We start from the raw sequence: 14,365 nt of genomic DNA, 5'->3' as shown, positions 1-14,365 counted from the left end.
CGGCCGCGGTCGTGTGTGCGGACCGTGCCCGGGGAATGGTCGTCGAATTGTCGACAAAGTGCCCGTCCGGGCGGGTCACCGACCATTCTCCCGACACCTCGCGCGACACGTGCGAAAACCGGTAACAGCGGTTACCGCTTGCTCCACTCTGGTGCCCGGGAGAACACGCTCGACCGCGCGGTGACGGCGGACGACGGTGCTCCTCCTCCCCCCCGCCGTCCACCTCGGACACCGGGATCCGTCATCGTCCTGGAGAACCGTCATGAGCTCCTCTGCACCGTCCGGCCCGCTCGCCTGGTTCGCCGGCCGCCGGCTCGCCGTCAAGTTCGGTGTCCTGCTCGGCGTCGTGGTGGTGGCCTTCGGCGCCCTGCTCGCCAACCTCCTCAGCTCCAACGCCGTCGTCCGTGACGCCAGCGCCACCCGGTCCGCCGTGGCCGACGCGGAGACCCTGGTCCTGCAGCTGGACACGCGGGCCAGCGAGCTGAAGGTCGACGGGCTCAAGGCGCTGGTCAGCCCGGACCCGCGGGACCAGCTGGCCGACCTGGCGGACGACACGGAGACCGCCGACGGCCTGCTGGCCGAGCTCGGCGAGGTGCCGCTCACCGGGGAGTCCGCCACCGCCGTCGCCGGGCTGCAGGACACCTTCGCGACCTACACCGCCGCGATCCGCACCTTCACCGACGGCGCGGTCGCCGACCAGGTCGGCGCCCGGGGCCGGTACGAGGAGATCCAGGACGCCAACGACGTCTCCGACACCGCGGTGAGCGAGGCCAAGGACGTCCTGGACGTCGCCTCGGACGTCGCCGACGCCGAGGTCGAGGCCGCGATCGCCCGCTCCGCCCGGCTGGGTGTGCTGACCGCCGTCGCCGGCCTGCTGGTCATCGCCGGCATCTGCCTGCTCACCCAGCGCTCGCTGGCCCGCCCCCTCGGCCGGGTCCAGGCCTCGCTGGCGGCGATGGCCACCGGTGACCTCACCGTCGACTCCGGCGTGACGGCCGGCGACGAGGTGGGCCGGATGGCCGCCGAGCTGCGCACCGCCCAGCAGCACCTGCGGGCCGTCGTGGCCGCGGTCGCGGCGTCCTCGGACGCGGTGGCAGCGGCGTCGGAGGAGCTGTCGGCGTCGGCGGCGGAGATCTCCGCCTCGGCCGACGAGACCTCGGTGCAGTCCGCGGTGGTCTCCTCGGCCGCCGAGGAGGTCTCCCGGAACGTCGCGACGGTCGCCGCCGGCGCGGACGAGATGGGCTCGGCGATCCGCGAGATCAGCCAGAGCGTCAACGAGGCCACCCGGGTCGCCTCGCAGGCCGTGGTCGAGGCGCAGACGACCACCGAGACGATCCAGGCGCTGGGCGCCTCCAGCCAGGAGATCGGGGCGGTGGTCAAGGCCATCACCTCGATCGCGGAGCAGACCAACCTGCTGGCCCTCAACGCCACCATCGAGGCGGCGCGGGCCGGGGAGGCCGGCAAGGGCTTCGCGGTGGTGGCCAACGAGGTCAAGGAGCTGGCCCAGGAGACGGCCCGGGCGACGGAGGACATCGCCCGCCGGGTGGAGGCCATCCAGGCCGACTCGACGCGCGCGGTCGCGGCCATCGGCGGCATCTCCGGTGTCATCGGGCAGATCAACGACTTCCAGCAGACCATCGCCAGCGCCGTCGAGGAGCAGACCGCCACGACCAGCGAGATGTCCCGGTCGGTCCAGGAGGCCGCCGGTGGCTCCACCGAGATCGCCACCAACATCACCGGCGTCTCCGCTGCGGCCGCCGCGACCACCCAGGCCCTCGGGCAGACCCGGCTGGCCGTCGACGAGCTCTCCCGGATGGCCAGCGACCTGCGCGGCAGCGTCGCGACGTTCACCTACTGATCCACCGCGCAGCTGCTGCGTCGACCGTTCCCCGGGATTGTCGACAAAGCAGCTGTCCGGGACGGTCGCCGTCCTTTCTCCGCCATTCCTCACGACACGCAGACGGACGTCGGGTACGCCATTCCCGACCGGTCCACCATGGCCACGGAACTCCTCGGTTCCACTTGCTCCCGCCGGTTCCCCGCGGGCCCACCACCCCCAGTCCGACCCCTTCCCCACCCCACTCCAGGAGAGACCCATGTCCGGTAACCCGCTCGCTCGATCTGGCTCCGTCTGGGGCGACCGCAGTGTCCGGACCAAGGTGCTCGCCGCGGTCGGTGCCGCCGCCGTGGCGGGCACCTGCATCGGTGTCGTGGGCATCCAGTCGGTCAGCCAGGGTGCCGCCGACACGGCGGACCTGGTCGAGAACAACGTCACCGCGGTCGCCGTCGTCGGGGACATGGCCGACGACATCCAGCAGCTGCGGGTCACCTCCCGCAACGCGGCGCTGTCCCTGACCCCCGAGGACACGGAGAAGGCGCTCAGCCGGATCCCGGAGATCCTGACCGCCTACCAGGAGGACGAGGACACCTACACGGGCCTGGACGTGGACGCCGACCGTCTGGCCCTCGCCGCGGAGGCCGGCGGACTGGTCGACGACTGGCAGGCCTACTCCCAGAGCACCCTCGCCCCGCTGGCCCTCTCCGGCGACGTGCGGGGGTGGATCGAGGCCAACAATGCCAATCTGCTGCTGACCCAGGCCACCGACGTGCTCGGTGAGCTCCGTTCGGCCGAGACCCAGCTGGCCACCGAGGCGGCCCAGGACGCCGCCGCCGACGCCTCCTCGGCGCGCACGCTCGTCCTCGTCGTCCTGGTCGTCGGCATGGCCCTGGCCCTGCTGCTCGGCTGGTTCGTCGCGACCGGGGTCGCCCGGGCCACCCAGCGGGTGCGCGACGTCATCGAGGGCCTGGCCGCCGGCGACCTGACCCGCAGCAGCGGGCTGACCACCACGGACGAGCTCGGCACCATGGGCCGCGCGCTGGACGACGCCATCGGCAACCTGCGTCAGGTCATGAGCGCGGTCGCCGCCTCCTCCGACGCCGTCGCCGCCGCCTCCGAGGAGCTGTCCGCCTCCTCTGCGCAGATCTCGGCCTCGGCCGAGGAGACCTCCGCGCAGTCCGGTGTCGTCTCCGCCGCCGCGGAGGAGGTCTCCCGCAGCGTGGCCACGGTCGCCGCCGGCGCGGAGGAGATGGGCGCCTCGATCCGGGAGATCAGCCAGAACGCCAACGAGGCGGCCCGGGTCGCCGCCCAGGCAGTCGCCGAGGCCGAGACCACCAACGCCACCGTCGTCAAGCTGGGCGACTCGTCCCGCGAGATCGGCAACGTCGTCAAGGTCATCACCTCGATCGCGGAGCAGACCAACCTGCTGGCCCTCAACGCCACCATCGAGGCGGCGCGGGCCGGGGAGGCCGGCAAGGGCTTCGCGGTGGTGGCCAACGAGGTCAAGGAGCTGGCCCAGGAGACCGCCCGGGCGACGGAGGACATCGCCCGCCGGGTGGAGGCCATCCAGGGCGACACGAGCGGGGCCGTGGCCGCGATCGGCCGGATCTCGGAGATCATCGGGTCGATCAACGACTTCCAGCTGACCATCGCCAGCGCCGTCGAGGAGCAGACCGCGACGACGAACGAGATGTCGCGCTCGGTCCAGGAGGCCGCCGGCGGCTCGACCGAGATCGCCACCAACATCACCGGGGTCTCGACCGCGGCCAGCTCGACCACCCAGGCGCTGGGCCAGACCCGGCAGGCCGTCGACGAGCTGTCTCGGATGGCCAGCGACCTGCGGGGGAGCGTGGCCCGCTTCACCTACTAGAAGGACCCCCTTCCTCCCCACCCTTCGCAGGCTCGGGGCGGGCCCCTGCACCAGGGCCTGACCGACCACGACGGCCGTCGCACCTCTCCGGAGGGGCGGCGGCCGTCGTCGTCGTGGGCGGGCCGCGGTGCGGTCACCGGCCCGTGTCGACTCATCGCCAGCGAGCGTCGGTCAGTTCCTTTCCTGCAGGTCAGCGCACCGACACGCCGACGAGGAACAGGTCCGTGCCGGCCGGACTGCCCGACGATCGACCACGTCGCTGCCGACTCGCACCGGCACCACCCGCCCCAGGAGGCACACCCGTGAGCGCACCATCCCTCTTCGCCCGGTTCCGCGTACGCGGGATTCTGGCCAAGATCCTCTCGGCGGTGGCCGTCGCCGTCCTGGTGGCCGTCGGCGTGGGCCTGGTCGGGCTGACCAGCCTGCGCGGGTCCGCCGACGCGACGGAGCGCATGTACCGCGACGAACTGGTGGGCACCGCCGACGTCGAGGCCGTGCGGGCCGAGCTGTACGCCCTGCGGCTGTCCGCGGTGAACTACGCCGTCGCCACCGACGCCGCCGCCCGGCAGCAGTACATGGGCGACCGGCAGGAGGCGTTCTCCCTGCTCGCCCGGGCCGCCTCGCACTACCTCGCCACCCACCCGACGGCGGAGAGCCGCGAGCTGATCGACAGCGCGCTGGGCAGCCTCAACGAGTACAAGGCGGCCCTGCCGGCGCTGGACGCCCTCGCCGACAGCGGGGACCTCACCGCCTGGGCCGCGCAGCGGGACGCCGAGGTGGCCCCGATCGCCGCCGACATCGTCACCGACCTGGACCGGCTGGCCGCGCTGCGCCAGGAGAACGCCGCCGCCAGCGCCGCCGCGGCGACCGCCTCCTACGAGCACACCCGCTGGGTCCTGCTGGGCACCGTGGTGGCCGGCGCCGCGCTCGCCCTGGCCATCGGCGTCCTCATCGCCCGGCGGATCACCGCTGGCCTGCAGCGCGTGCAGCACGCCGCCGAGGGCCTGGCCGTCGGCGACCTCACCCGCACCGCCGACGTCCGCTCCCGCGATGAGGTGGGCCGGACGGCGACCGCGCTGGACGACGCGATGACCGGGCTGCGCTCGGTGATGACCTCGGTCGTGGCCTCCGCCGACGCCGTCGCCGCATCGGCCGAGGAGCTGTCGGCGTCCGCGGCGCAGATCTCCGGATCGGCGCAGGAGACCTCGGCCCAGTCCGGCGTCGTCTCCGCGGCGGCCGAGGAGGTCTCCCGCAACGTCGCGACGGTCGCCGCCGGTGCCGAGGAGATGGGCGCCTCGATCCGCGAGATCAGCCAGAACGCCAACGAGGCGGCCCGGGTCGCCGCCCAGGCGGTGGGGGAGGCCGAGTCGACGACCGAGACCATCACCGCCCTCGGCGCCAGCTCCAAGGAGATCGGCGCCGTGGTCAAGACGATCACCTCGATCGCCGAGCAGACCAACCTGCTGGCCCTCAACGCCACCATCGAGGCCGCCCGCGCCGGGGAGGCCGGCAAGGGCTTCGCCGTGGTGGCCAACGAGGTCAAGGAGCTGGCCCAGGAGACCGCCCGGGCGACGGAGGACATCGCCCGCCGGGTGGAGGCCATCCAGGCCGACACGAGCCGGGCCATCACGGCCATCGGCGGCATCTCCGGTGTCATCGGGCAGATCAACGACTTCCAGCTGACCATCGCCAGCGCGGTCGAGGAGCAGACCGCGACCACCAGCGAGATGTCCCGCTCGGTCCAGGAGGCCGCCGGCGGGTCCACCGAGATCGCCACCACCATCACGGGGGTCTCCACCGCGGCCTCGGCGACCACCTCGGCGCTGGGCCAGACTCGCCTGGCCGTGGACGAGCTGTCCCGGATGGCCAGCGACCTCCGGGGGAGCGTCGCCCGGTTCACCTTCTGAGGGCGACCCACCCGGCAACGCAGTCGGTTTACGTTGTAAACAGAAACGGTCTACCCTCGTCGCCCGTGGACCTGGACGAGCTCGTGCAGCTGACCTCCGACCTCGGGGACGCCACGGACGAGCTGGCCGCCGCCGCCCGGCGCGCCGGGCAGGACGTCCCCGGGGTGCCGCTGCAGCTTCGGCCCGGCCCGGACCCGCTCCGGGCCCGGCTCGAGCGGGTGCTCGTGCTCCAGGGCGAGCTCGTCGCCCTGCTGGGCAGCCAGGAGGACGCCCCGACGGCCCTGGAGTCGGTCACCGTCGGCCTGGTGGTGCCGCCGAGCGCCTGGCAGGTGTCCGCTGGTGAGCGGGGGATGGTCCGCGACCGGGCCCGGGCCGCGCTGGACCGGGCTGCCGCCCGGCTCGGGCTGGTGGTCGTCACCGAACCCGAGGAGACCGTGGCCGAGGACGAGCGCGGCGGCGTCGTGGTCACCCTGACGGCCGGCGGCCGTCGGGTCCGCCCCCGGGGCGCACCGACCGGGTGACAAGGGTTGGAACAGGCTGTGACCGGGCACTGACCCTCGGACAGGAACGCGCGGCGCTCCTCCCTCGCTGTCCCGCGAGCGGGTGATCGAGGCGTGGCAGCAGGTGGCGGTCCCCCCGCACGCTTGCCGCACCACTTCCCTGGAGGCGACGTGCCCTACTCCCTGGTCAGCGCAGCGACGCTCGGCTTCGACCTGGTCCGACTGCCCGGCGGCGCGCAGGTCGCCGACGTCCTGCTGACCGGCCTCGGCGCCGACGCCGACACCCTGCACCGGCTCGCCGGCGCCCACGCCGCCGCCGGCCGCTCCGACGCCGAGCGCGCCACGCTGGCCGTCCGGGCCCGCCGCGCGCACGAGCTCGCCGCCGCCGGCGTCCCCCAGCTGCGCGACATGACCGAGCCGGCCGGGGACCCCGACGACCGCTCGGCGCAGCTGGTCACGCTCCTCGAGCGCAGCACGATCGGCAACACCCCGGCCCTCGAGCGGCTCGTCCGCGACGACGTGCTGGGCCCGGAGCACCCCGTCGTCGCCGACTGCGACCCCGCCGTCGCCGCGCTCGCCGCCGACGTGCTGGCCGACGCCGCCACCGGCTGGTGGGCCTCCGAGGCCCTGGACGCCCCGACCCGCCGGGAGCTGACCGGCTCCTACGCCACCGGCACCGCCTGGGAGCCCGGCCCGCGGCCGGACCTCGGGCCGATGGCCACCGGCCTGGCCGAGCTGCTGGACGCCGTCCGCGGTGCCGGCGACACGGACCGCCGCCGCTGGCGGGCCGCCGTGGACGCCGGTCGCGCGCAGCGGCGCCCCTGGGCCGCGGCCATGCACGGCGCCGCCTGGGCCGCCCACGTCTCCGGGCGCACCCGCACGCTGGCCGCCGCCCAGCTGATGACCGTCTCGGCCTTCGTCGAGGGCGGGTTCTCCCCGCGGGACGGCGCCGAGGGGGTCTGGAACGCCCTCTCCGGCTGCGTGCAGGGGCTGGCGATGGCCGACCTGCTCGACGACGAGTCGCTGACCGTGCTCGGCTCGCCCTGGGCGATGGTCACCGGGCGCGCGCTGCCGCAGGGGAGCTGACCCGTGCGGGGGTGACCTGCCCCCGGATCTGACACGAGACCCGCGAGTCCGCTCAAGCCCCGGCACCCCGTGCCGATACAGGGAGGGAGCGGCCCACCGGCCGGTACCTACGGCTGCGGGGGAACGCGTGGAACAGATCAAGGTGATGGTCGTCGACGACTCCGTCGTCGTCCGCAAGATCGTGACCGATGTGCTGTCCGCAGACCCGATGATCAACGTCGTCGGCACCGCGGTGAACGGCCGCGTGGCCGTGGCGAAGCTGGAGCAGCTGAAGCCCGACCTGATCACGATGGACATCGAGATGCCGGAGATGAACGGCATCGAGGCGGTCCGTGCGATCCGTGGCCTCCGCAACCGCGTGCCGATCATCATGTTCAGCACGCTCACCGAGCGCGGCGCCTCCGCGACCCTGGACGCGCTGTCCGCCGGCGCCAACGACTACGTCACCAAGCCGGCCAACGTCGGCAGCGTCGCGCAGTCGATGGAGAGCGTCCGCCAGCAGCTCATCCCCAAGATCAAGGCCCTCACCGGCCGCCCGCAGACCGCCACCGCGGCGCCCGCCTCCGCCGCGCCGGTCGCGGTGCGCCCGCCGGTCGCCCGCACCCGCGCCCCCAAGCCCCCCGCCGTGCTGGTCATCGGGTCCTCCACCGGTGGGCCCGAGGCGCTGACCAAGGTGCTGCCGCTGCTGCCGGCCAACCTGCCCGTCCCGGTCCTGCTGGTGCAGCACATGCCGCCGGTCTTCACCCGCCAGTTCGCCCAGCGGCTGGACCGCCTCTGCGCGCTGGACGTGGTCGAGGCCGTCGACGGCACCCTGCTGGCCCCGGGCACCGTGCACATCGCCCCCGGCGACTTCCACCTGACCGTGGGCACCAGCGGGGCCAACCGGCGCACCGCGCTGAACCAGGCCCCCCCGGAGAACTTCTGCCGCCCGGCCGTCGACGTGCTGTTCCGCTCCGCCGTGGCCGCCTACGACGGCGCCGTGCTGGGGGTCGTGCTGACCGGCATGGGCTCCGACGGCCGCATCGGCGCCGGCCTCATCCGTGACGCCGGCGGCAGCGTCGTAGCCCAGGACCAGGCCACCTCGGTCGTGTGGGGCATGCCCGGCGCCGTCACCCAGGCCGGTTTCGCCGACGAGGTCCTGCCGCTCGGCCGGGTCGCCGAGGCGATCATCCGGCTCCTGCCCACCCCGCGACCGGGCGGCCTCTCCGCCGCCGGCCGCGCCGCCGTTCCGATGGGAGGCATCCGATGACCCTGACCGCCACGAGCTTCGACTGGGTGCGCCAGCTGGTGCACCGCGAGAGCGCGATCGTCCTGCAGCCGGGCAAGGAGTACCTCGTCGAGGCGCGGCTGCTGCCGATGGCCCAGCAGCGCGGCCTGTCCGGGGTCAGCGAGCTCGTCGAGAGCGTCCGCAAGACCCCCGACCCGGCGGTCACCCGCCGGATCGTGGAGGCGCTGACCACCAACGAGACGTCGTGGTTCCGCGACGGCGACCCGTTCACCTCCTTCACCAGCACGGTCCTGCCGCAGCTGCTGGCCGCCCGCCGTCCCGACGAGCGGCTGCAGATCTGGTCCGCGGCCTGCTCGAGCGGGCAGGAGGCCTACACGCTGGCCATGCTGCTGTCCGACGCGCTGCCCAACGCCGCCACCCGGGTGTCGATCACCGCCACCGACCTGTCCCAGAAGATGGTGGAGCGCACCCGCGCCGGCCGGTTCAGCCAGCTGGAGGTCAACCGCGGCCTCCCGGCCTCGATGCTGGTGCGGCACTTCACCCGGGCCGGCAACGAGTGGGAGATCGCCCCGGCGCTGCGCCGGATGGTCACCGCCAGCGAGTGCAACCTCGCCGCGCCGCTGCCGCGTCTCGGCCCGTTCGACGTCGTCTACCTGCGCAACGTCCTCATCTACTTCGACCTGGCCACCAAGCAGCAGATCCTCGGTCGGGTGCGGCAGATCATGCGGCCCGACGGCTGGCTCTTCCTCGGCGCCGCCGAGACGACCCTCGGGGTCGACGACAACTGGGAGCGGGTCGTCCTCGGCCGCGGCTCCGCCTACCGACCCCGGAAGGGAGCATGACCATGCGCGCTCTGGTGATCGACGACTCGCGCGCCATGCGGCGCATCGTCGGCACGATCCTGAAGGACTTCGGCTACGAGGTCCGGGAGGCCGGCGACGGCCGCCAGGCCCTCGACGTGCTGCAGGAGGGGTTCACCCCCGACCTGTGCTGCATCGACTGGAACATGCCGGTGATGGACGGCCTGCAGTTCGTCATGGCCGTCCGCGCCAACCCCGCGTACCGGCAGGTGACGCTGATGATGGTCACCACCGAGAGCGAGACCGGCCAGATCGTCAAGGCGCTGGCCGCCGGGGCCCACGAGTACCTGATCAAGCCGTTCACCGCCGACGCGATGCGGGACAAGCTCGCGCTGCTCGGCCTGCTCCCCGAGGGGGTGTCCGCATGACCACGTCCCACGCCCAGCCGATCACCGAGCTGCTGGACGCCGAGACGGTGCAGAGCATCGCCGACGAGGTCTGGCCCTCGCTGGTGGGCGACGGGGAGGCCTTCGTGCCCCTGCCCGTCGCGCCGCCGGCCGAGGTCGTCAGCGCCTGGGTCACGATCTCCGGCCCGTGGAACGGCGCCGTCGTCCTCACCTGCGCCCCGGCCACGGCCGAGGCGCTCACCGAGAGCGTGCTGATGACCCGGCCGCCCACGGTCGTGGACGCCGAGGACGTCGCCGACGCCCTCGGCGAGCTGGCCAACGTGCTCGGCGGCAACATCAAGTCCGTGCTGCCCGGGCCCTCGGCCCTCGGGCTGCCCCGGATCGGGACCGCGCCGCCGACCGGGCGGCTGGACGACGTCCGCCGCATCGACGGTCAGTGGCGCGGACAGTCCCTGACCATCTCCGTGCAGGGCGCCACCGGGGCGCCGCACACCGAGCGGAACGAGGTGCCGCAGCAGTGAAGATCCTGGTGACCGACGACAGCCGAGTCATGCGGCAGATCGTCATCCGAACCCTGCGTCAGGCCGGGTACGACGACCACGACATCATCCAGGCCGCCGACGGCAGGGAGGCCTTCGACCTGGTCGCCTCCGAGAAGCCGGACCTGGTGCTCTCGGACTGGAACATGCCCGAGATGACCGGCATCGAGTGCCTCGAGGCGCTGCGGGCGTCGGGCTCCCAGGTGCCCTTCGGCTTCGTGACCTCGGAGGGCTCCCCGGAGATGCGGGACAAGGCGGCCAACGCCGGCGCGCTGTTCCTCATCGCCAAGCCCTTCACCGAGGACACCTTCCGCGACGCCCTGGACGGGGTGATCTCGTGACCGCCCCCGCGCCGGCCCTGCTGCCCAACCCCAAGGACGTCCGCGACCTGATCGAGGGGCTGATCGGCAAGGACGTCACCGTGGGGGCGGGTGACCCGCTCTCGCTCAACGACAAGCCGGCCGTGGCCGTCTACGTCGACCCGACGATGGCCACCACCGCCCTGGTGCTGGTGGACGTCCCCCTCGCCGCCTGGTGCGCCGGCGCGTTCGCGCTGCTCCCCAAGGGCGGCCTCGAGGACGCCATCGACGAGGGCGAGCTCTCGGACATGCACCTGGAGGTGCTGTACGAGGTGGTCAACGTGATGGCGGCGCTGTTCAACGGCGGCGGCATCACCCACTCGAAGCTGTACAAGCTGTACGCGCCCGGCGAGGCCCTCCCCGGCGACATCGCCGGCCTGGCGGCCGCGTTCAACCGCATCGACCTCGACGCCGAGGTGGCCGGGTACGGCAAGGGCGCGCTGTCGATCGTGCTGGCGCACTGACCCCAGCTCCACGGCTCCACCGCACGACCCCGGGACCGGGGGACCAGGGCGCCCGCCCCGGTCCCCCGGTCCTCGTCGTGGTGTCCCCTGTCACACCCCGGCCTCGACGGGTCGGGCCGGGCGGGCGATGATCTCCCCATGGCCACCACCAGGACACCCGGCGACGGCGGGACGGACACCGGCACGCCGAGCCGCCGCCGCGACCGCACCCACTGGCTCTACCTCTCGGTGATCGCCGCGGTGGCCCTGGGCATCGTCGTCGGGCTGGTCTTCCCCGACTTCGCCGTGGAGCTCAAGTGGCTCGGTGACGCCTTCGTCAACCTGATCAAGATGCTGATCGCGCCGGTCATCTTCTGCACGATCGTGCTGGGCATCGGCTCGATCCGGAAGGCCGCCCAGGTCGGCAGGGTCGGCGGCCTGGCGCTGGGCTACTTCATCCTGATGTCCACCTTCGCCCTGACCATCGGCCTGGTCGTGGGCAACCTGCTGCACCCCGGCGACGGCCTCCAGCTCTCCGACGAGCTGCGCGCCCGCGGCCAGACCCTGGCCGAGACCGCCGAGGGCGCCGGCGGCACCACCGACTTCATCCTCGGCCTCATCCCCGAGACGCTGGTCTCCGCGCTCACCGACGGCTCGGTGCTGCAGGCGCTGCTCGTGGCGCTGCTGGTCGGGTTCGCCATCCAGTCGATGGGGACGGCGGGGGAGCCGGTGCTGCGCGGGATCGGCCACTTCCAGCGGCTGGTCTTCAAGGTGCTGTCGATGATCATGTGGGTGGCGCCGATCGGTGCCTTCGGCGCGATCGCGGCCGTGGTCGGGGCCACCGGCGTCGACGCGCTCAAGAGCCTCGCCGTCCTGATGCTGGGCTTCTACGCGACCTGCCTGATCTTCGTCTTCGGCGTGCTGGGCGCGGTGCTGTGGGTCTTCACCCGGATCAACGTGTGGAAGCTGCTGAAGTACCTGGGCCGGGAGTTCCTGCTCATCGTCTCCACGTCCTCGTCGGAGACCGCCCTGCCCCGGCTGATCGCGAAGATGGAGCACGTCGGGGTCTCCAAGCCGGTGGCCGGCATCGTGGTGCCGACCGGGTACTCGTTCAACCTCGACGGCACGGCCATCTACCTGACGATGGCCTCGCTGTTCATCGCCGAGGCGCTGGGCGACCCGCTGTCCCTGAGCGAGCAGATCGGCCTGCTGGTCTTCATGATCATCGCGTCGAAGGGCGCGGCGGGCGTCACGGGCGCCGGCCTGGCGACGCTGGCCGGTGGCCTGTCCTCGCACCGTCCGGAGCTGCTCGACGGCGTCGGCCTGATCGTGGGCATCGACCGGTTCATGTCCGAGGCGCGCGCGGTCACCAACTTCTCCGGCAACGCGATCGCCACCGTGCTGGTCGCCCACTGGACCAAGGAGCTCGACCGCGAGCAGCTGGACGCCGTCCTGGCCGGGAAGCGGCCCTTCGACGAGGCCACCATGGTCGACGACGGGCACGGTGCCGACCAGCGCGACGGCCAGCCCGACGGGCACGCCGCCGACCGCGGGCTCGGTGCCGCCAGCGGCGCCCCGGGGACCGGCGAGACCCCGTCCCCGCGCTGATCCGGCAGCAGGAGCCCGGGGCGGCGGTCGCCGTCCCGGGCCCGGGGATGGTGCAGAGTGGTCGGATGACCGTCACCGGGGCCCCGGCGCCCTCCGACCTGCTGATGCGGGCGGTCGAGGGGATGGCGCGTCCGCTCTTCGTGCTGGACGACGCCTGGCGGTTCAGCTACATGAACCCCTCCGGGGCCGCGTTGCTGGGGGAGACCGTCGGAGGTCTGGTCGGCCGGGTCATCTGGGAGGCCTATCCCGAGACCGTCGGCAGCCTCTTCGAGCAGACCTACCGGCGGGTCGCCGCCACCGGCGTGGCCGAGGGCTTCGAGGCGTGGTTCGCCCCGCTCGGCATCTGGTTCCAGGTCGACGCCTTCCGCACCGACGGCGGCCTGGTCGTCACCTACGACGACGTCACGGCGCGGCGGCAGGAGCAGCTGGCCCGCGCCGAGGCCGCCGCCGCCCGCGAGGAGGAGGCCGTCCGCGCCGCAGCGGCCGCCGAGGAGGCGGCGCTCGCCGGCCGCCACCTCATGCTGCTCGGAGACATCAGCCAGGCCATGACCTCCACGCTGGACGTCGAGGAGGCGGTGCACCGCTTCGCCGACCGGGTGGTGCCCATCCTGGCCGACTGGTGCCTGGTCTCCGTGGTCGAGGACGGCGTCCGCCGCGACATCGGCCGGGCCCACCGTGACCCGGCGCAGCTGGCCGCCGTCGACCGGTACGCCGACCTGCGGGTGCGCACCAACCGCCCCAACGCCCCGGTGCCCACCTCGCTGCGCGAGGGCACGCCGGTGGTCATCCAGCAGCTCACCGACGAGGCCATGGCCTCGATGGTCGGTGACGCGCGGGCGCTGGAGGCGCTCCGGGTGCTGCAGCCGAGCGCGGTGGCGGTCTACCCGCTCATCGCCCGCGAGGAGCTGTTCGGCGCGCTGACCCTGGTCAACGGGCCCGAGCGCGGCCCGTTCACCGACCTGGAGCTGCGCACCGCCGCGGTCGCCTCCTTCCGGGCGGCGCTGGCGCTGGACAACGCCCGGCTGGCCAGCGCGCAGGTGCGGGTCGCCGAGCGGCTGCAGCGCAGCCTGCTGTCGGACCCGGTGCAGCCCGACGACCTGGAGGTCGCCGTCCGCTACCGGCCGGCGACCAAGGGCATCGCGATCGGCGGCGACTGGTACGACGCCTTCCAGCAGCCCGACGGGGACACCGTGCTGGTGATCGGCGACGTCGTCGGCCACGACCTGGAGGCCGCCGCCACGATGGGCCAGCTGAAGACGACCGTCCGGGCGATCGCCTACGACCGGCAGGAGCCGCCCGCGCAGGTCCTCGGCCGGGCCGACCGGGCCGTCGCCGGGCTGGGCGTGGCCACGCTGGCCACCGCGCTGGTCGGCCGGATCGAGTCCGGCGACGAGGACCGGGCGGCCGGGCGGCGCCGGCTGCGCTGGGCCTCGGCCGGCCACCCGATGCCGATGCTGGTGCAGCCCGACGGCGCGGTGGTCGACCTGGACGCGCCGGTCGGCCCGCCGCTGGGCACCGACTGGCGGGGGCCGCGCGTCGACGGGGTGGCCGAGCTGCTGCCCGGCAGCACGCTGCTGCTGTTCACCGACGGGCTGTTCGAGCGCCGCACCGGTGACCTGGACACCGGGCGGGACCGGCTGCGGGCCGCCGTCGCGGCGCTGGCGGGGGAGCCGCTGGCGGACCTGTGCGACGGACTGTTGACCGAGTTGCTCATCGACGGCGCGGAGGACGACGTCGCCCTGCTGGCCGTCCGCGCGCACCCCGCGGGGCGCTGACCGGCG

At 73.6% G+C, this 14,365-nt stretch carries 13 protein-coding genes; all 13 read left to right on the top strand.

Annotated elements, in window-relative coordinates; translation table 11 throughout:
- Positions 1 to 262: 262 nt before the first annotated feature.
- The 13 genes from GCU67_RS05865 (at position 263) to GCU67_RS05805 (ending at position 14,359) form a co-directional block, all read left to right on the top strand.
- Positions 263 to 1,858 carry a methyl-accepting chemotaxis protein gene (locus tag GCU67_RS05865; protein WP_163610119.1) on the top strand — a complete coding sequence of 532 codons (1,596 nt, stop codon included), beginning with the start codon at positions 263 to 265 and terminating at the stop codon, positions 1,856 to 1,858.
- A gap of 238 nt (positions 1,859 to 2,096) precedes the next feature.
- Complete coding sequence (locus GCU67_RS05860; RefSeq protein WP_163610118.1) at positions 2,097 to 3,707, top strand: methyl-accepting chemotaxis protein; 1,611 nt, start codon at positions 2,097 to 2,099, stop codon at positions 3,705 to 3,707.
- 302 nt (positions 3,708 to 4,009) lie between these two features.
- Positions 4,010 to 5,614 carry a methyl-accepting chemotaxis protein gene (locus GCU67_RS05855; RefSeq protein ID WP_163610117.1) on the top strand — a complete coding sequence of 535 codons (1,605 nt, stop codon included), beginning with the start codon at positions 4,010 to 4,012 and terminating at the stop codon, positions 5,612 to 5,614.
- 65 nt (positions 5,615 to 5,679) lie between these two features.
- Positions 5,680 to 6,135 carry a hypothetical protein gene (locus tag GCU67_RS05850; RefSeq protein ID WP_163610116.1) on the top strand — a complete coding sequence of 152 codons (456 nt, stop codon included), beginning with the start codon at positions 5,680 to 5,682 and terminating at the stop codon, positions 6,133 to 6,135.
- 150 nt (positions 6,136 to 6,285) lie between these two features.
- Positions 6,286 to 7,200: a hypothetical protein gene (locus GCU67_RS05845; RefSeq protein ID WP_163610115.1), complete on the top strand. Its 915-nt coding sequence runs from the start codon at positions 6,286 to 6,288 to the stop codon at positions 7,198 to 7,200.
- A 127-nt stretch (positions 7,201 to 7,327) separates the two neighbouring features.
- Positions 7,328 to 8,449: a chemotaxis-specific protein-glutamate methyltransferase CheB gene (locus tag GCU67_RS05840; RefSeq protein ID WP_163610114.1), complete on the top strand. Its 1,122-nt coding sequence runs from the start codon at positions 7,328 to 7,330 to the stop codon at positions 8,447 to 8,449.
- A complete protein-coding gene (locus tag GCU67_RS05835; RefSeq protein ID WP_163610113.1) occupies positions 8,446 to 9,270 on the top strand; it encodes a CheR family methyltransferase in 825 nt (274 codons plus the stop codon). The genes GCU67_RS05840 and GCU67_RS05835 overlap by 4 nt, the downstream gene beginning before the upstream one ends.
- Positions 9,271 to 9,272: 2 nt before the next feature.
- Positions 9,273 to 9,656: a response regulator gene (locus GCU67_RS05830; protein WP_163610368.1), complete on the top strand. Its 384-nt coding sequence runs from the start codon at positions 9,273 to 9,275 to the stop codon at positions 9,654 to 9,656.
- Positions 9,653 to 10,156, top strand: a complete 504-nt coding sequence (locus GCU67_RS05825; protein WP_163610112.1) for a chemotaxis protein CheX — start codon at positions 9,653 to 9,655, stop codon at positions 10,154 to 10,156. The genes GCU67_RS05830 and GCU67_RS05825 overlap by 4 nt, the downstream gene beginning before the upstream one ends.
- A complete protein-coding gene (locus tag GCU67_RS05820) occupies positions 10,153 to 10,515 on the top strand; it encodes a response regulator (RefSeq protein WP_163610111.1) in 363 nt (120 codons plus the stop codon). Before GCU67_RS05825 ends, GCU67_RS05820 begins: the two co-directional genes overlap by 4 nt.
- On the top strand, positions 10,512 to 10,997 hold the full coding sequence (locus GCU67_RS05815; protein ID WP_163610110.1) for a hypothetical protein: 486 nt from the start codon (positions 10,512 to 10,514) through the stop codon (positions 10,995 to 10,997). Before GCU67_RS05820 ends, GCU67_RS05815 begins: the two co-directional genes overlap by 4 nt.
- 138 nt (positions 10,998 to 11,135) lie before the next feature.
- Positions 11,136 to 12,584 carry a cation:dicarboxylate symporter family transporter gene (locus tag GCU67_RS05810; RefSeq protein ID WP_246214588.1) on the top strand — a complete coding sequence of 483 codons (1,449 nt, stop codon included), beginning with the start codon at positions 11,136 to 11,138 and terminating at the stop codon, positions 12,582 to 12,584.
- Positions 12,585 to 12,649: 65 nt separating this feature from the next.
- The gene (locus tag GCU67_RS05805) at positions 12,650 to 14,359 is read left to right on the top strand and encodes a SpoIIE family protein phosphatase (protein ID WP_163610109.1); all 1,710 of its coding nucleotides are present in this window, start codon (positions 12,650 to 12,652) and stop codon (positions 14,357 to 14,359) included.
- Positions 14,360 to 14,365 lie beyond the last annotated feature (6 nt).

Source organism: Modestobacter muralis (assembly GCF_010682105.1).
In the GTDB taxonomy this organism is placed as follows: domain Bacteria; phylum Actinomycetota; class Actinomycetes; order Mycobacteriales; family Geodermatophilaceae; genus Modestobacter; species Modestobacter muralis.
Note: the sequence above shows the minus strand (reverse complement) of the source record. Positions and strands in the feature narration are given on the sequence as shown.

Coding starts and splice junctions, on each gene's coding strand:
- GCU67_RS05865 (WP_163610119.1), top strand. CDS start 263: ATGAGCTCCTCTGCACCGTCCGGCCCGCTCGCCTGGTTCGCCGGCCGC.
- GCU67_RS05860 (WP_163610118.1), top strand. CDS start 2,097: ATGTCCGGTAACCCGCTCGCTCGATCTGGCTCCGTCTGGGGCGACCGC.
- GCU67_RS05835 (WP_163610113.1), top strand. CDS start 8,446: ATGACCCTGACCGCCACGAGCTTCGACTGGGTGCGCCAGCTGGTGCAC.
- GCU67_RS05830 (WP_163610368.1), top strand. CDS start 9,273: ATGCGCGCTCTGGTGATCGACGACTCGCGCGCCATGCGGCGCATCGTC.
- GCU67_RS05825 (WP_163610112.1), top strand. CDS start 9,653: ATGACCACGTCCCACGCCCAGCCGATCACCGAGCTGCTGGACGCCGAG.
- GCU67_RS05810 (WP_246214588.1), top strand. CDS start 11,136: ATGGCCACCACCAGGACACCCGGCGACGGCGGGACGGACACCGGCACG.
- GCU67_RS05805 (WP_163610109.1), top strand. CDS start 12,650: ATGACCGTCACCGGGGCCCCGGCGCCCTCCGACCTGCTGATGCGGGCG.